Genomic DNA, 15,556 nt, shown 5'->3' with positions numbered 1-15,556 from the left:
AAAACCAATAAGGACGACTTCATGAGCTTGTGGCGCACCCAACCGAATATCGAGCAACTCAACGCCATCCAGAAAAACACCATCGGTGAACTGCTGGATATCCGTTTCGAAAGCTTCGACGACGAGTCGCTGACCGCGAGCATGGTGGTCGACCATCGCACCCACCAGCCGTACGGCCTGCTGCACGGCGGTGCGTCGGTGGTGCTGGCCGAAAGCGTTGGCTCCATGGCGGCTTACCTGTGCATTGATGCCAGCAAGTTCTATTGCGTGGGCCTTGAGGTCAACGCCAACCACTTGCGTGGTGTGCACAGCGGGCGGGTGAGGGCGGTAGCACGGGCGATTCATATCGGCCGTACCACTCAGGTGTGGGACATTCGCTTGACCAGCGACGATGGCAAAGCCAGCTGTGTGTCGCGCCTGACCATGGCCGTGGTGCCGTTGGGCGAGAACCCACCCGTACGATAGGCGTGGCGTGAGTGTCATCATTCCTGGCGGTTACAGTCATTGCTGTACGGCTCAAGGCTGGTGACAATTCACTTCTGTTCCCGTAGATGGATCCTGTATGTCGCAGCACGTGTTTTTTGCCCATGCCAATGGCTTTCCTTCGGCCACTTACGGCAAGTTGTTTGCCGCCCTGGCCCCGGAGTACGCGGTGGCGCATTTGCCGCAGCACGGTCACGACCCCAGGTTTCCGGTGGATGACAACTGGCAGAACCTGGTGGATGAGCTGATCCATCACCTGGAACAGCAACCGGAACCGGTGTGGGGCGTGGGCCATTCCTTGGGCGGCGTGCTGCACTTGCACGCGGCCATGCGCCGCCCGCAGCTGTACCGTGGTGTGGTGATGCTTGATTCGCCGGTGTTGACCCGCGCTGACCGCTGGGTAATTCGCGCTGCCAAACGTTTTGGCTTTATAGACCGCCTGACCCCGGCGGGGCGCACCTTGGGCCGGCGTGAAGAATTCAGCGACCTGGCCGCCGCACGCAGCTACTTCGCTGGCAAAACGCTGTTTCGCGGCTTCGACCCGGAGTGCTTTGACGCGTACCTGCAACACGGCCTGCAACAGGTGGGCGATCGCCTGCGCTTGCGCTTTGACCCGGCCACCGAAATCAGTATCTACCGAGGCGTGCCCCATACCAGCCCAGGCCAGGTTCGCCAGCTGAAGGTGCCGCTGGCGGTGGTGCGCGGGCGTCAGAGCCGGGTGGTGATGCGTCACCATGCCAGTGGTGTCGATCGTCTGCCCATGGGTGAAATGCTCACCATGCCCGGCGGCCATATGTTCCCTCTCGAACGCCCTCAGGACACCGCGACGTTGATCAAGAACCTGTTTTCCCGCTGGGAAGCCCGTGAGCGCAGCTGCGCATGAGCAACCCCGTCGAAGAAGTGCGCCTGAGCCTGCCGCATATCGAATTGGCCGCGCATTTGTTCGGGCCTGAAGACGGCCTGCCGGTGATCGCCTTGCATGGTTGGCTGGACAACGCCAACAGCTTTGCGCGGCTGGCACCCAAGCTTGCGGGTTTGCGCATCGTTGCGCTGGACATGGCCGGGCATGGGCACTCGGCGCATCGGCCTGCCGGGGCCGGCTACGCCTTGTGGGATTACGTGTTTGATGTGCTGCAAGTGGCTGAACAACTGGGCTGGAAACGTTTTGCATTACTTGGCCATTCCCTTGGCGCCATCGTTTCCCTGGTGTTGGCCGGAGCGCTGCCGGAACGCGTCACACACCTGGGGTTGATCGACGGCGTGATCCCGCCGACCGCCGCTGGCGAGAACGCCGCCGAGCGCCTCGGCATGGCGTTGCAGGCGCAATTGAGCCTGCAAGACAAGCGCAAACCTGTCTACAGCACCTTGGATCGAGCCGTCGAAGCGCGCATGAAAGGTGTAGTGGCGGTCAGCCGTGAAGCCGCTGAACTGCTGGCCCAGCGCGGTTTGATGCCCGTGCCGGGCGGCTATACCTGGCGCACCGATGCACGCTTGACCCTGGCGTCGCCGATGCGCCTGACCGATGAACAGGCGATGGCTTTCGTGCGACGTGTGGGTTGCCCTACACAATTGGTCGTCGCGGCTGACGGCATGCTGGCGAAACATTCCGAATTGCTTTCTCAGCTACCTTTTACGGTGAACACGCTGCCGGGCGGCCATCATTTACACCTTAATGATGAGCCCGGCGCGATCCTTGTTGCAGACTGTTTCAATCGGTTTTTCTCCATGCCTTGACTTGGCGGGGTCAACTGCCGACGCTGGGCGGATTGAAAGGGAGTCAACCATGTACGAACTCAACACCGCTGCGCACTTCGATGGCCAGGGCTCAATCATCCGATGAGCCTGCGTAAAGAATGTCTCCGTGTCCTCGGGCTGTGCTGTTTCAGCCCCTTGGTGTTCGCCGCCGATGTGCCAGGCAGCCAGGATCTGCCGACCGTGGCCCGTCAGGTCGACGCGCAAATCGTCGATTATCGCCCCGCCGAAGAAAAAGAACGCATCTACCCCATGGGCGCGATCCGCAAGATCAGCGGCCAGTTGCGCTACGAAGGCCAGGCTACGGCGCGCGGCCAAACCACTGCAATCACCTATGAGCTGCCTGCCGAGCACACCTCCAGCGCCGCATTTACCGCGACGCGCGAAGCGCTGCAGGCCAAGGGCGCGCAGCTGTTGTTCTGGTGCCAGGCGCGTGATTGCGGCGAAAGCAGCCTGTGGGCCAATGAAGTGTTCGGCAATGCCAAGCTGGTCGGCGCCGACGGCCAGCAGGAATACCTGCTGCTGCGCCTGGCCGCCCCGCAAGACAATTCGCTGGTGGCGCTATATGGCATTACGCGCGGCAACCGCCGGGCTTATCTGCATGTAGAACAACTGGACGCCGGGGCGCCGTTGGGCGACTTGCTGCCCACTTCGGCGACCTTGCTGCGCGAGCTGAAAAGCACCGGCGAGCTGGATTTTCCGGCACTCGGCAGCGCGCCTGACGCCACTTGGCTGACCTTGATTTCCCGTGGCTTGAACCTCGACGCCACCTTGCGCGTGAGCCTCACCGGGCCGACCGCCGAAGCCTGGCGCCAGGGCCTGATCGACAGCGGTGTGCGGGCTGCCCGCCTGGAAACCGGCAGCGGTGACGCTAAGGGTTTGCACCTGCATCTGATACGCTGACCGTTATCAAGGCGAACGGACCCGTGCCGTTCGCCTAAGCTCTCTTCCTACAGCCTTATTCTCGAGATACCCGATGCTCAATAACGATCGCCTACTGGTGCAAATCCTGCTGCTGGTGTTGTTTGGTGCCAGCTTCTGGGTGATGGCGCCGTTCTGGTCGGCGCTGTTCTGGGGCGCGGTGCTGGCGTTTGCCAGCTGGCCGCTGATGCGTTTGCTCACGCGCTGGCTGGGTGGCCGCGAATCCCTCGCGGCGGGCATCCTGACCCTGGGCTGGATGTTGCTGGTGGCGGTGCCGCTGGTGTGGCTGGGGTTCAACCTGGCCGACCATGTGCGCGATGCGGTCGGCCTGATCAAGGATATCCAGGTTGACGGCTTGCCCGCCGCACCTGCCTGGCTGAACTCGATCCCCTTTGTTGGCGAGCGGCTGGTGGCGACCTGGGACAGCATCGACCAACAGGGCGCGGCGCTGATGGTCAGCATCAAGCCGTACCTGGGGCAGGTGGGTAACTGGCTGCTGGCGCGCAGTGCGCAAATTGGCGGCGGTATCCTCGAGCTGACCCTGAGCCTGGTGTTCGTGTTCTTCTTTTACCGTGATGGGCCACGGCTGGCGATGTTTGCCCATCGGTTGCTGGAGCGCCTGATCGGCGAGCGCGCCGGTTACTACATCGAGTTGGTGGCCGGCACTGTGCAGCGCGTGGTCAACGGCGTGATTGGTACGGCGGCGGCCCAGGCCCTGCTGGCGCTGATCGGCTTCCTGATTGCGGGGGTGCCGGGCGCGCTGGTGCTGGGCATCGTCACCTTCCTGCTCAGCCTGATCCCTATGGGGCCGCCGCTGGTGTGGATCCCGGCCACGGCCTGGCTGGCATGGAAGGGCGACTACACCTATGCGGTGTTCCTCGGTGTATGGGGCACGTTCATCATCAGTGGCGTGGACAACGTGCTCAAGCCGTACCTGATCAGCCGAGGCGGCAACCTGCCGCTGGTGATCGTGCTGTTGGGCGTATTTGGCGGCTTGATTGCCTTTGGCTTCATCGGCCTGTTCATCGGCCCGACCTTGTTAGCGGTGGCCTACAGCCTGCTGACGGATTGGAGCGCGACCCAGTCCCAGGAACGTCGCGAAGATAAAACGCTTTAGGCCCTCGGTAAGTACATCACGGCCGTCAGGCCACCGCCTGGGGTTTCCTCCAGGCTCAGGTGGCCGCCGAGGCGCTCCACGGCTTCCTTGGAAATGGTCATGCCCAGGCCAACGCCGCCGGAGTTGCGGTTGCGTGAGCCTTCGAGGCGAAAGAACGGTTCGAACACCGCTTCGCGTTTATCCGCTGCGATCCCTGGCCCGTGGTCGATCACGCGGATCACCAGGGCGCCACGGCTGTCTGCCAGCTCGATACGCGCCGTGCCGGCATACCGCAGGGCGTTGTCGATCAGGTTGTTGAGGCACGAACGCAGTGCCATCGGTTGCACCTGCAAAGGCACGCAAGTACCGGAAAACTGCACGTCCGAGCCTTGGTCCTGGGCGTTTTCGCTGAGGGACTCGACCAGCGCCTGCACATCGAGCCAGTGCCGAGTCTCGCTGGTGCGCTGTTCGTGCAGGTAGCTCAAGGTGGCGTCGAGCATGCCGATCATGTCGTCCAGGTCCTGGCGCATCTGGCCTTGCAGCTTGGTGTCTTCGATCTGCTCCAGGCGCAGCTTGAGGCGTGACAGCGGCGTGCGCAGGTCATGGGAGACGGCGCCGAGCATGCGCGCGCGCTGGCTGACTTGTTCGCGGATGCGTTTTTGCATCAGGTTGAAGGTCGATGCCGCCTGGCGTGCTTCCCGTGGCCCGGATTCGTCGAGTGGCGGGCTGTCGAGGTCAAGGCTCAAGCGTTCGGCCGCTGCGCTCAGGCGCTGGATCGGCCGGCTCAGCAGTTTGGCGCCGTACCAGGCGGCGATGATCAGCGAGATAAACTGGAAGGTCAGCGGTACCACGGGGCCGCCGTACCAGGGGCGGTGATGGCGGGCCAATGGCTTCATCGTGCCGTCTGGTTGCTCGACAAAGGTTTCCTGGGGCCGTGGTGGTGGCGGGCCGTAATGACGGAACCAGAAAATGGCCAGTACATGAGCGAGCACAATAGCCACCAGCAATACGCCGAACAGCCTGCCAAACAGCGTATTGAAGGTGGCGCGCATCAACCGATATCCCGGGCGTCGAACAGGTAGCCTTCGCCACGCACGGTCTTGATCAGTTGCGGTGCTTTCGGGTCATCCCCAAGCTTCTGGCGCAGGCGCGATACGAGCAGATCGATGCTGCGGTCAAAGGCTTCGATGGAGCGGCCACGGGCAGCATCGAGCAATTGTTCGCGGCTCAACACACGGCGCGGGCGCTCGATAAACACCCACAGCAAGCGAAATTCCGCGTTGGACAGCGGCACCACCAGGCCATCGTCGGCCACCAGTTGGCGCAATACGCTGTTGAGCCGCCAGTTGTCGAAACGGATGTTGGCGCGCTGCTCGGTGCGGTCATCGCGCACCCGGCGCAGGATGGTCTGGATACGTGCCACCAGCTCGCGCGGTTCGAACGGCTTTGACATATAGTCATCGGCGCCCAGTTCCAGGCCGATGATGCGGTCGGTGGGTTCGCAGCGTGCGGTGAGCATCAAAATCGGGATGTCCGATTCAGTGCGCAACCAACGGCACAGCGACAGGCCGTCTTCGCCCGGCAGCATCAGGTCGAGCACCACCACATCAAAGGTTTCGGCTTGCATGGCGGTGCGCATGGCCGTGCCGTCGGTGACGCCGGTGGCAAGAATATTGAAGCGGGCCAGGTAGTCGATCAGCAGTTCGCGGATCGGCAGGTCGTCATCGACGATCAGCGCGCGGGTGTTCCACCGCTTGTCTTCGGCGATCACCGCGCTTTTTTGCTCTTCGTTTACAGAGACGGTAGGGGTATGCATAGTGCGATCATCTGCCTGGGTTGTTGCATTGAGCATAGGCGCCCGGCTCCATGGCTGGAAGTGCCGGGCGAGCGGTCATGTGCGCGAGGCTAGTCGCGGGGCGTGTTGAGGGCATGTCGGGAATGTATCAGTCTTGACACATCTTCTTAAAACACTGGGTTATGCGCGCTTGATCAGCATTTTACCGATCATCGGATCCCGCAACGGCGCCGCTTGCGCTACAATCCGCGCCGATTTCGACTTGCCTGAGAGCCCATTCCAATGTCCGTCTGCCAGACTCCTATCATCGTCGCCCTGGATTACCCCACTCGTGACGCCGCACTGAAGCTGGCTGACCAGTTGGACCCCGCGCTTTGCCGGGTCAAGGTCGGCAAGGAACTGTTCACCAGCTGCGCCGCCGAAATCGTCGGCACTCTGCGTGACAAAGGCTTCGAAGTATTCCTCGACCTGAAATTCCATGACATCCCCAATACCACAGCCATGGCGGTTAAAGCCGCCGCCGAAATGGGCGTGTGGATGGTCAATGTGCACTGCTCCGGCGGCCTGCGCATGATGAACGCCTGCCGCGAAGTGCTCGAGCAGCGCAGCGGCCCGAAACCCTTGCTGATCGGTGTGACCGTGCTCACCAGCATGGAGCGCGAAGACCTGGCCGGCATCGGCCTGGACATCGAGCCGCAGGAGCAGGTACTGCGCCTCGCAGCCTTGGCGCAGAAGGCTGGCCTGGATGGCCTGGTGTGTTCGGCCCTGGAAGCCCAGGCGCTGAAGACCGCGCACCCGTCGCTGCAACTGGTAACCCCGGGGATTCGTCCCGCGGGCAGCGCCCAGGATGACCAGCGTCGTATCCTGACGCCGCGTCAGGCGCTGGATGCAGGCTCGGACTACCTGGTGATCGGTCGCCCGATCAGCCAGGCGGCGGACCCGGCCAAGGCACTGGCCGCAGTCGTCGCCGAAATCGCCTGATGATCGTTCCCACGCTCTGCGTGGGAACGCCTCTTGTGACGCTCTGCGTCACGCTTTGGGACGCAGAGCGTCCCGGGCTGCATTCCCACGCAAAGCGTGGGAACGATCGGGTCAGCTGACTTTAAGCACCAATTTCCCAAAGTTCTCGCCGTTGAACAGCTTCATCAACGTCTCCGGGAACGTCTCCAGCCCCTCGACAATATCTTCCTTGCTCTTGAGCTTGCCCTGGGCCATCCAGCCGGCCATTTCCATGCCGGCGGCGGCAAAGTTCGCCGCGTGGTCCATTACCACAAACCCTTCCATGCGCGCACGATTGACCAGCAACGACAAATAGTTGGCCGGGCCTTTCACTGCTTCTTTATTGTTGTACTGGCTGATTGCGCCGCAGATCACCACCCGTGCCTTCAAGGCCAGGCGGCTGAGCACGGCGTCGAGAATGTCGCCGCCGACGTTATCAAAATACACATCCACGCCTTTAGGGCATTCGCGCTTGAGGGCGGCGGGCACGTCTTCGCTTTTGTAGTCGATGGCCGCGTCAAAGCCCAGTTCATCAATGAGGAACTTGCACTTGTCGGCGCCCCCGGCGATGCCCACCACGCGGCAACCCTTGAGCTTGGCAATCTGCCCGGCAATGCTGCCCACTGCGCCAGCGGCGCCGGAGATCACCACGGTATCGCCAGCCTTGGGCGCGCCGGTGTCGAGCAGGGCGAAGTAGGCGGTCATGCCGGTCATGCCCAGCGCTGACAGGTAGCGCGGCAGCGGGGCCAGTTTGGGGTCGACCTTATAAAAGCCGCGCGGCTCGCCCAGGAAATAATCCTGCACACCCAGCGCGCCGTTCACATAATCACCCACGGCAAATTTCGGGTTGTTCGAGGCAATCACCTTGCCCACGCCCAGCGCCCGCATCACTTCACCGATGCCGACCGGTGGAATGTAGGATTTACCCTCGTTCATCCAGCCACGCATGGCCGGGTCCAGGGACAAGTATTCATTGCGCACCAGCACTTGCCCATCACCTGGCGTGCCCACCGGCACTTCCTGGTAGGTAAAGGTCTCCCGCGTGGCGGCGCCGACCGGGCGTTTGGCGAGCAGGAATTGGCGGTTGGTCTGGGCAGTCATGGCAGGGACTCTGTTAGAAGTGAACCCTGAGTGATAGACCTTCAGCGGCCTGGGGGCAAGGTTAAGGGTGGCTGCGAATGCCCGCCGATAGGTTGGACTGATAGTTGGCCTGGGCGTCTTATCACTGCGATTCATGCAACCCCAACCGGCCATATGATAGTGCTGACGCGCCCGCCGTCGGCTTGGCTAGACTCGGCCCACGGCTATTTCTTGCATAGGACATCCCCCATGAGCATGACGTTTTCCGGCCAGGTTGCCCTGGTGACCGGCGCCGCCGCCGGTATTGGCCGCGCCACCGCGCTGGCATTTGCCGCAGAAGGCTTGAGAGTAGTGGTAGCCGACCTGGATGTGGCGGGCGGCGAGGACACGGTTGCGTTGATTCAACAGGCGGGCGGCGAAGCGCTGTTCGTGCGTTGCAATGTCACGCTGGATGCCGACGTACAGCAATTGATGGCACAGACCCTCGCCGCCTATGGGCGCCTGGACTATGCCTTCAACAACGCCGGCATCGAGATTGAGAAGGGTAAGCTGGCCGACGGCAGCCTGGATGAGTTCGATGCAATCATGGGCGTCAACGTCAAGGGCGTGTGGTTGTGCATGAAGTATCAACTGCCGCTGTTACTGGCCCAGGGCGGCGGTGCGATCGTCAACACCGCCTCGGTAGCCGGGCTGGGCGCTGCGCCGAAGATGAGCATCTATGCGGCGTCCAAGCATGCTGTGATCGGCCTGACCAAATCGGCCGCAATTGAATATGCAAAGAAGAAAATCCGCGTGAATGCGGTGTGCCCTGCGGTGATCGACACCGACATGTTCCGCCGTGCCTATGAAGCAGACCCGCGCAAAGCCGAGTTCGCCGCCGCCATGCACCCGGTTGGGCGCATCGGCAAGGTCGAGGAAATCGCCAGTGCCGTGCTGTACCTGTGCAGTGATGGGGCGGCGTTTACCACCGGGCAAGCGTTGGCGGTGGATGGTGGCGCAACGGCTATCTAGGACTCCATGCCATGCACTCTTAGAAAAGGATGGGGCTGCTGTGGGGCGTTTCCATGGCTGGCACAAGGCCTCGTCAGAATGTGTATCAGCAGGTAAATAAGTCAATAAAATCAATACTTTAATAATTTTTTGCGGCCGGCTTGAGCGAGCTTCTGTGCTTAACTGTTTGGGGTTGAATAACAGACAGTTCAAGTGAGTGGCTCATGGATTTAGGGATCGATCGACAAGCCCTTGTACCGGTGGTGCAGCAAATCGTCAGCGCGGTGGCGCAATGGATACGCAAGAGCGGCGCGAGCCCCGGCACGCGCTTGCCGTCCATCCGGCAACTGGCCCTCGACAACCTGCTCAGCCAGTCCAGCGTGATCGAGGCTTTCGAGCGAATGGTGGCCCAGGGGTTGTTGGCGTCCAGGCAAGGTTCGGGATTTGTGGTCGCCCAGCCGCCTGTTTGCCTTGAAGGCCACTGGTATGAGGGTGCAGAGCTGGGCTGGGGCGCCTATGTCGATGGCCCGTTGGGCGAGTTGAAGCTGGGTTGCGGCTGGCTGCCGGACACATGGCGTGAAAGTGATGACCTGTGCTACGCGATACGGGAAATCAGCCGCACCGACACGGCCGGTCTCTTCAACTACAGCACGCCATTGGGCCTGCCAGCATTGCGCGAGCAACTGCTCAAGCGGCTGACCCAGATAAAGGTGGGCACCTGCCTGGATCGCATCCTGACCACCCATGGTGCCGGCCATGCACAGGACCTGTTGATCCGCTCACTGCTCAAGGCTGGCGATACGGTGGTGGTCGAGACGCCGGGCTACGCCAACCTCTATCGACAATTGGAGCGCCATGGGGTCACGTTGCTGGAAGTTCCGCGCACCGTGGGCGGCCCGGACATGCCAGTGCTTGAGCAACTGCTGCTACGGCATCGTCCCAAGTGCCTGTTCATCAACTGCCTCTACCACAACCCAACCGGCACCAGCCTGTGTCGCGCCGTGGCTGAACGGTTGCTGGAGCTTTCGCGACGCGATGGCTTCCTGATCATTGAAGAAGACGTCTATGGCGACCTGCAGCACGCCAGTTGCACGCGGCTGTCGGCGTTGCCCCATGATGACCGGGTGATCTACGTATCAAGCTTTTCCAAAACCCTGAGCAGTGCCTTGCGCGTGGGCTACGTCAGTGCCGGCACAGATATCGTTGCGAAAATGGCCAGCCTCAAGACCCTGACCGGTATCGGCACTTCACGGTTTGCCGAAGCAGTGGTCGCCACATTGCTGGCCAATGGCACCTACCGCAAGTGGGTGCAACGCCTGCGCAAGCGTTTGAATGCGCAAATGGCAGCCACCCTGCAGGTGCTGGAGGATGAGGAATGGCAGGTGTTTGCCGTGCCTGCTGGCGGTATGTTTGTGTGGGCGCGGCCGGGCCTGGGCGATCATTCACGGTTGCAGGCGTGCGCGCGCAGGCTTGGTGTCCTGCTGTCTTGCGGGGCGCTGTTCACTCCCCGCGGTGAGCACAGTGACTGGCTGCGCATAAATGTGGCCTATGCTGCTGATCAGCGGGCTTTGGAGTTGTTCCGTGCCATGGGGCCTGCCAGATCGACCTCAACCATTCTGAAAACGACGAGCATGTAGCTTTTTGCCATTATTGTGACGCCAACGTCTTGTGCCAATGGCGTCTCGTTGCGAATCTCGCTGCATGGCAACCAGGCTTGCTGGCATCTGCCCGTGCAAGAGGATTCAAGTGCAATGATTTCGGCCGTGCAACGACGTTTCGCCAACCTCGGTATGGCAAAAAAGCTGGGCTTGGGCTTCTTCCTGGTGCTGCTGCTGACGGCGCTGGTGGCGGCCATTGGCGTGTGGTCGCTGCAAACCATTGGCCAGCGTTTCGAAGGCCTCAATGCCATGTCCTCGCTCAACAGCGGCTTGCTCAAGGTGCGCTTGATCGAGCAAGACTACGCGTTGCACGCCGACCCCAAAGCCGTTGATGCCTTGCATGAGAGCGTCGATGCACTGGCCGCCCTGGCGGCCACGCTCAAGGCCCAGTCCGCCGCCAATGTGCCGGTGATGGGCGACGTTGAACAGGCGTTGGCCGCGTATCGCAAGGCGTTCGATGAATTTGTCGAGTTGACCCAGACCAAGGACCTGGCTTTGGAAATGGCCAGTTGGTCCGTTTCCAGCGTGGCCAATAACCTCGATGTGCTGCAAGCCGGCCTGGCCGATGATGGCGCCTATGGCCTCAAGGAAAGCCAGGGCAAGGAGGGCGCCGAGTTTATCGAACAGGCCGGGCAGGTCAGCCAGGTGTCTCGCTTGATGCTGCAAGCCATGAACGAGGCGCGGGTACGCCTGGACCAGAGCCGCAAGGCCGATGCCGACAACGCCGAACAGGGCAAGATCGAACAGGCCGACCAGGCCCTGGCGCAGGTTGAGCAGTTGAAAACCTTGGTCAAGGACGCGGGTTACCAGACCGTGCTCAATGAGGTGTCCGGGCATATTGCGGCCTTCAGCGAAAAGCTCGGTGAGTACACCGGTTTGCTGGCTCAGGAAAAAATCGTCTACAAGCAATTGCATGACCGCGCCGACCAGGTGGTCAGCCGGGTCAACCAGGCGTATGCCGCCGAAGACCAGTCGATGCAGGCGCAATTGAAGAAAAGCACGCTGCTGATCGTCGGTTCCTCGGCACTGGCGTTACTGGTGGGGCTGGTTGCAGCCTGGCTGATTACCCGCCTGATCGTGGCGCCGCTGCGCAGTGTGATCGCAGTGGCCCAGCGGATCGCCGCCGGTGACCTGAGCGGGCGGATGGAGGTCAGTCGCCGCGATGAAATTGGCCAGCTGATGCAAGCGATGCAACAGATGGGCAATGGCTTGAGCCAGATGGTCAGCGGCTTGCAGGCCGGCATAGAGCAATTGGCCAGCTCTGCGCAATCACTCTCCAGCGTCACCGAACAAACCAATCTAGAGGTCAGCAGCCAGAAGGAGGAGACCGAGCAGGTCGCCACGGCGATGAACCAGATGACCGCCACCGTGCATGACGTGGCGCGTAACGCCGAAGAAGCCGCGCAAGCGGCGCAGACCGCCGATGCCAAGGTCGACAGCGGCCAGCAGGTGGTGCGTCAGAGCCTGCAACGCATCGAATTGCTGGCGTCCTCCAGCACCAGTGCCAGCGCCAGCATCGACAGCCTCAGTGCCGAAATCCAGCACATCGGCACGGTATTGGGAGTAATTAAAAGTGTCGCCGAACAGACCAATCTGCTGGCCCTTAACGCCGCCATCGAGGCCGCCCGTGCCGGCGAGCAAGGCCGAGGGTTTGCGGTGGTGGCCGATGAGGTGAGGGCGCTGGCCAAGCGTACTCAGCAATCGACCGAGGAGATCGAGCGGTTGGTGAGTACTTTGCGCAGTGCGGCGCAGTCATCGGTGCAGCAGATTCAGCAAAGCGGCGAGCTGGTGAAACTCGCCGTCAGCGATGCGCTGGAAACCGAGAGCGCGCTGGGCAGCATCGCCGCTGCCGTCTCCCTGATCCAGCAGATGAACCAGCAGATTGCCGCCGCCGCCGAGGAGCAAAGCTCGGTGGCCGAAGAGATCAATCGCAGTGTCACCAGTATTCGCGCGAGTGCCGATCAATCGGCGCTGAGCATGCAAGGCAACGCCGCGTCGAGCATTCAGTTGGCGCAGTTGGGGGCGGAGCTCAAGGGCATGGTGGGGCACTTCCGCCTTTGATCAATGAGCAAAGGCGGAGCCGTACGATCAGGCGTTGTTGGCGAGGAAGGTCAGCAGGGCTTCGTTGACGAAGTCCGGGTTTTCGCGGCTGGAGATGTGCCCGGCGTCTGGAATCAGGGTCAGGCTGCAACCGATCAACTCAGCCATTTCCCTGGATTCGGCGGGTGGGCGTGGCTTGTCCTGCTCACCGCACATGATCAGGGTGGTGTCGGTGTCCAGGCGGTGCAGTTGGTCGAGGATATCGGCGCGGCTGAAGATCTGGCGGCCCAATGGCACGATGCTGTCCAGCAGGCGCTCCTTGGAGAAGGCCTGCAGTGACTGGCGGAAATCCTGGTACAGCGCCGACTCGCGGTCGATGCCTGGCCGGAAGAAGATCGGTGCGATCACATCCAGCAACGGCTCAGGGATGGCACCGGCGTCTTCGATCATCTTGAACAGCGAGAAATAATACTGACGCGTGGCCTCGGGCTCGGCGCCCAGGTAGGTGTCCATCAGCACCAGGCTGTTGATGCGCTCTGGGGCCAGTAATGCCAGGCGTGCGCCCCACATGCCGCCGACCGACAAGCCCACCAGATTGATCTGTGGGATGTCCAACTGATCCAGCAGGGCCAGGGTCTGGCGCGCCAGGTCGTCCAGGGACCGGGTTTGGGCCGGTAGCGCGCCGGATTCACCATGGCCCCAGAGCTCGGGGACGATCACGCGGTACTGTTGCGACAGGGCTTCGATTTGCGGCGCCCACATGTGGCGGTCCCACAGGTAGCTTGAACCCAGCAGAACGACCGGGCCGGTGCCCTGGTCGACGTAGTGCAGCGGTTGTCCATCAATGACGGCGACAGGCATAGCAGGCCTCTGACTTCATGGAGTTAGGGGCACTTTTTTACGCTAGTCGGGGGCGGGGGGATAGGTGCAAATTGATGGCACTTTGTTGTGGCGTGTTGCGTTGGGGGGCATATCCGTTATTTAGGTAACGGCGGCTTAGGAGTCCGCCCTGACAGCGGGGCACTTTTGTAAAGACCGGAATGGCAGCCCAGACAAAAGCAACCAAAAAGTCTTCGCCCCAACACTCGGCAACAGCAACAGCAAAGCCATACTCGGTCTAATGTGGGAGCTGGCTTGCCTGCGATGGGATCAACTCGGTGTGCCTGATGTACCGAGGTGTCTGCATCGCAGGCAAGCCAGCTCCCACAGAAAAGCAGCTCTTCAGTGTATGCAAATCCGCTTTTGCTTTTGAACTAACCACTCAGGTCGGCTACTAGGCCGCCGTGCTCTGCTTTTGATCTTGCTTTTGATCTGAGGCGGCCCACGGATTCAAGCCTTCGTTCTGGCACACCGAGCCTAAGCGAGGTGCCGAGTGGTGGGGCGAAGACTTTTTGCTTACTTTTGGCTGGGCCGGCATTCCGGTCTTTCCAAAAGTGAGCCGCCGTCAGGGCGGAACCCTAAGTAGCCGTTACCGCAGCAACGGATATGTACCCAACCCATCCATCCACCGCGCGCGCCCCCCAACGATCAATCGTAGATAGCTTTCTTCTTCCACTCCGCATCCGCATCCACAACTTTAAGCCCTTCAGTCAACTCATTGACCTCATCTTCAGCCGGCTTGCTGTTAGTCAGTACCGTCGAATTAGCACGGGCCAATTGATTCTCAAGCAATTGCAACTGCGCGCTATAGAGCACCGGCTCTGGCTGTTTACGCAGGTACTGCACACCGCGCTCGAATGCCAGGCGTGCCTGGCCGGGTTGGTTCTGTTGCAGGGCGTGCTGGCCGAGGTTGTTGAAGAACTCGATGTGCAGCAGCACCAGGATATGACGAATTTCCTTGATCCAGTGCTTGGCCTCGTTGGTCGGCAGAAAACCATCCTGAGCCGCGCGGGTAACTTGGCCATGCAGGGCTTCAAGGAGGAAACGCACGTCCTTGGCCTTGGCTTCAGTCTGGATCGGCGCCGGCGGGTTGGTCACCGGAATCGATTCGCCCTGGGCGATCAGCGCATTCAACTCAGTGATACGCGCCTTGAGTGCTGCACTGGTCTTGTTGAGCAGCAGCAGACGCTGGTTGACGTTCAGCTCAAGGCGGGTGAGCAGCAGCTTGAGCGCCGGGGTCATCAATTGGCCAGGAAAGGTCTCGGTGATCTCTCCACACCGACGCAGCCGATCATTGAGCTCGATCTCGGTACGTTTTTTTTCCAGCTTGTTGTTTTCCACCACGTGGTTCATGTAGCCAATGGCGATCAGTATTACGATCCCGGCTATTACCAGCAGGGTGATCATGAGTGGTGTCACCGGTGTGACCTCTTTTATAGGGTTTGCTGTGGAGTGTAGTGACTGGACCATCCGGCGGATAGGACTGTTCGACCAGTTGCCCAGGTAGTTTCTTCTATATAGGTAAGCGTTGCCGGGCGGGCTCCCTGCATGGATGCACATTGCCATCATTTGCTTGGGCGAACTATAGCGCCTTGTCGGGCGCCAGAATATAGGCGTCAAAGCCCGGACGGGCAGAATGCCCGCCAGGGCCCGGAAAGCAGGGCGAAGTCATTGATTTAAATAAATTTATCCTTGGGGGTTGACGACCTTTCAATCCATCCATAGAATGCGCGCCACTTACAGCGTAAAGCACACAGCGAAATGCGGTAGGGAGTGAATGTTGTACGTGTGTCCCCTTCGTCTAGTGGCCTAGGACACCGCCCTTTCACGGCGGTAACAGGGGTTCGAGTCCCCTAGGGGACG

General features: G+C 61.1%; 14 protein-coding genes and 1 tRNA gene. 10 read left to right on the top strand and 5 right to left on the bottom strand.

Features of this window, described 5'->3' with window-relative positions; translation table 11 throughout:
* Positions 1-21: 21 nt before the first annotated feature.
* From AOA62_RS14680 to AOA62_RS14660, 5 genes are all read left to right on the top strand, one after another.
* The gene (locus AOA62_RS14680; RefSeq protein ID WP_099549016.1) at positions 22-465 is read left to right on the top strand and encodes a hotdog fold thioesterase; all 444 of its coding nucleotides are present in this window, start codon (positions 22-24) and stop codon (positions 463-465) included.
* 97 nt (positions 466-562) lie between these two features.
* Entirely contained in the window at positions 563-1,366 is an 804-nt protein-coding gene (locus AOA62_RS14675) for an alpha/beta fold hydrolase (RefSeq protein WP_099549015.1), read from the top strand.
* A complete protein-coding gene (locus AOA62_RS14670) occupies positions 1,363-2,217 on the top strand; it encodes an alpha/beta hydrolase (RefSeq protein ID WP_099549014.1) in 855 nt (284 codons plus the stop codon). Before AOA62_RS14675 ends, AOA62_RS14670 begins: the two co-directional genes overlap by 4 nt.
* 102 nt (positions 2,218-2,319) lie before the next feature.
* Positions 2,320-3,138 (top strand): DUF4892 domain-containing protein, encoded by an 819-nt coding sequence (locus AOA62_RS14665; protein ID WP_017134459.1) that lies wholly within the window; start codon positions 2,320-2,322, stop codon positions 3,136-3,138.
* A gap of 73 nt (positions 3,139-3,211) precedes the next feature.
* Positions 3,212-4,273, top strand: coding sequence for an AI-2E family transporter (locus tag AOA62_RS14660; RefSeq protein ID WP_099549013.1), 1,062 nt, complete (start codon positions 3,212-3,214; stop codon positions 4,271-4,273).
* On the opposite strand, the gene AOA62_RS14655 is transcribed toward AOA62_RS14660, so the two are convergent.
* Together AOA62_RS14655 and AOA62_RS14650 are read right to left on the bottom strand one after the other, a co-directional pair.
* Positions 4,270-5,304, bottom strand: coding sequence for a HAMP domain-containing sensor histidine kinase (locus tag AOA62_RS14655; RefSeq protein ID WP_099549012.1), 1,035 nt, complete (start codon positions 5,302-5,304; stop codon positions 4,270-4,272). The genes AOA62_RS14660 and AOA62_RS14655 overlap by 4 nt on opposite strands.
* Positions 5,304-6,068 (bottom strand): response regulator, encoded by a 765-nt coding sequence (locus AOA62_RS14650; RefSeq protein ID WP_026013476.1) that lies wholly within the window; start codon positions 6,066-6,068, stop codon positions 5,304-5,306. Before AOA62_RS14650 ends, AOA62_RS14655 begins: the two co-directional genes overlap by 1 nt.
* 261 nt (positions 6,069-6,329) lie before the next feature.
* Between AOA62_RS14650 and pyrF the strand changes: the two genes are divergently transcribed.
* Positions 6,330-7,028: an orotidine-5'-phosphate decarboxylase gene (gene pyrF / locus AOA62_RS14645; protein ID WP_017134455.1), complete on the top strand. Its 699-nt coding sequence runs from the start codon at positions 6,330-6,332 to the stop codon at positions 7,026-7,028.
* A 111-nt stretch (positions 7,029-7,139) separates the two neighbouring features.
* Here the strand turns inward: pyrF and AOA62_RS14640 are convergent, their stop codons facing one another.
* Positions 7,140-8,147 carry an NADP-dependent oxidoreductase gene (locus AOA62_RS14640; RefSeq protein WP_017134454.1) on the bottom strand — a complete coding sequence of 336 codons (1,008 nt, stop codon included), beginning with the start codon at positions 8,145-8,147 and terminating at the stop codon, positions 7,140-7,142.
* 228 nt (positions 8,148-8,375) lie between these two features.
* On the opposite strand from AOA62_RS14640, the gene AOA62_RS14635 reads away from it, so the two are divergent.
* The 3 genes from AOA62_RS14635 to AOA62_RS14625 all read left to right on the top strand — a co-directional run bounded on the left by AOA62_RS14635 (position 8,376) and on the right by AOA62_RS14625 (position 12,835).
* Positions 8,376-9,137, top strand: a complete 762-nt coding sequence (locus tag AOA62_RS14635; protein ID WP_017134453.1) for an SDR family oxidoreductase — start codon at positions 8,376-8,378, stop codon at positions 9,135-9,137.
* 203 nt (positions 9,138-9,340) lie between these two features.
* Positions 9,341-10,753 (top strand): PLP-dependent aminotransferase family protein, encoded by a 1,413-nt coding sequence (locus tag AOA62_RS14630; RefSeq protein ID WP_017134452.1) that lies wholly within the window; start codon positions 9,341-9,343, stop codon positions 10,751-10,753.
* Between the two features lie 114 nt (positions 10,754-10,867).
* Entirely contained in the window at positions 10,868-12,835 is a 1,968-nt protein-coding gene (locus AOA62_RS14625; RefSeq protein ID WP_099549011.1) for a methyl-accepting chemotaxis protein, read from the top strand.
* Between the two features lie 27 nt (positions 12,836-12,862).
* Here the strand turns inward: AOA62_RS14625 and AOA62_RS14620 are convergent, their stop codons facing one another.
* Positions 12,863-13,675, bottom strand: coding sequence for an alpha/beta fold hydrolase (locus tag AOA62_RS14620; protein WP_099549010.1), 813 nt, complete (start codon positions 13,673-13,675; stop codon positions 12,863-12,865).
* Positions 13,676-14,341: 666 nt separating this feature from the next.
* Positions 14,342-15,112, bottom strand: coding sequence for a hypothetical protein (locus AOA62_RS14615; RefSeq protein WP_099549009.1), 771 nt, complete (start codon positions 15,110-15,112; stop codon positions 14,342-14,344).
* A gap of 371 nt (positions 15,113-15,483) precedes the next feature.
* Here AOA62_RS14615 and AOA62_RS14610 point away from each other — a divergent pair.
* A tRNA-Glu gene (locus AOA62_RS14610) sits at positions 15,484-15,556 on the top strand.

Source organism: Pseudomonas sp. 2995-3 (genome assembly GCF_002742565.1).
Taxonomy (GTDB): Bacteria; Pseudomonadota; Gammaproteobacteria; order Pseudomonadales; family Pseudomonadaceae; genus Aquipseudomonas; species Aquipseudomonas edaphica.
Note: the sequence above shows the minus strand (reverse complement) of the source record. Positions and strands in the feature narration are given on the sequence as shown.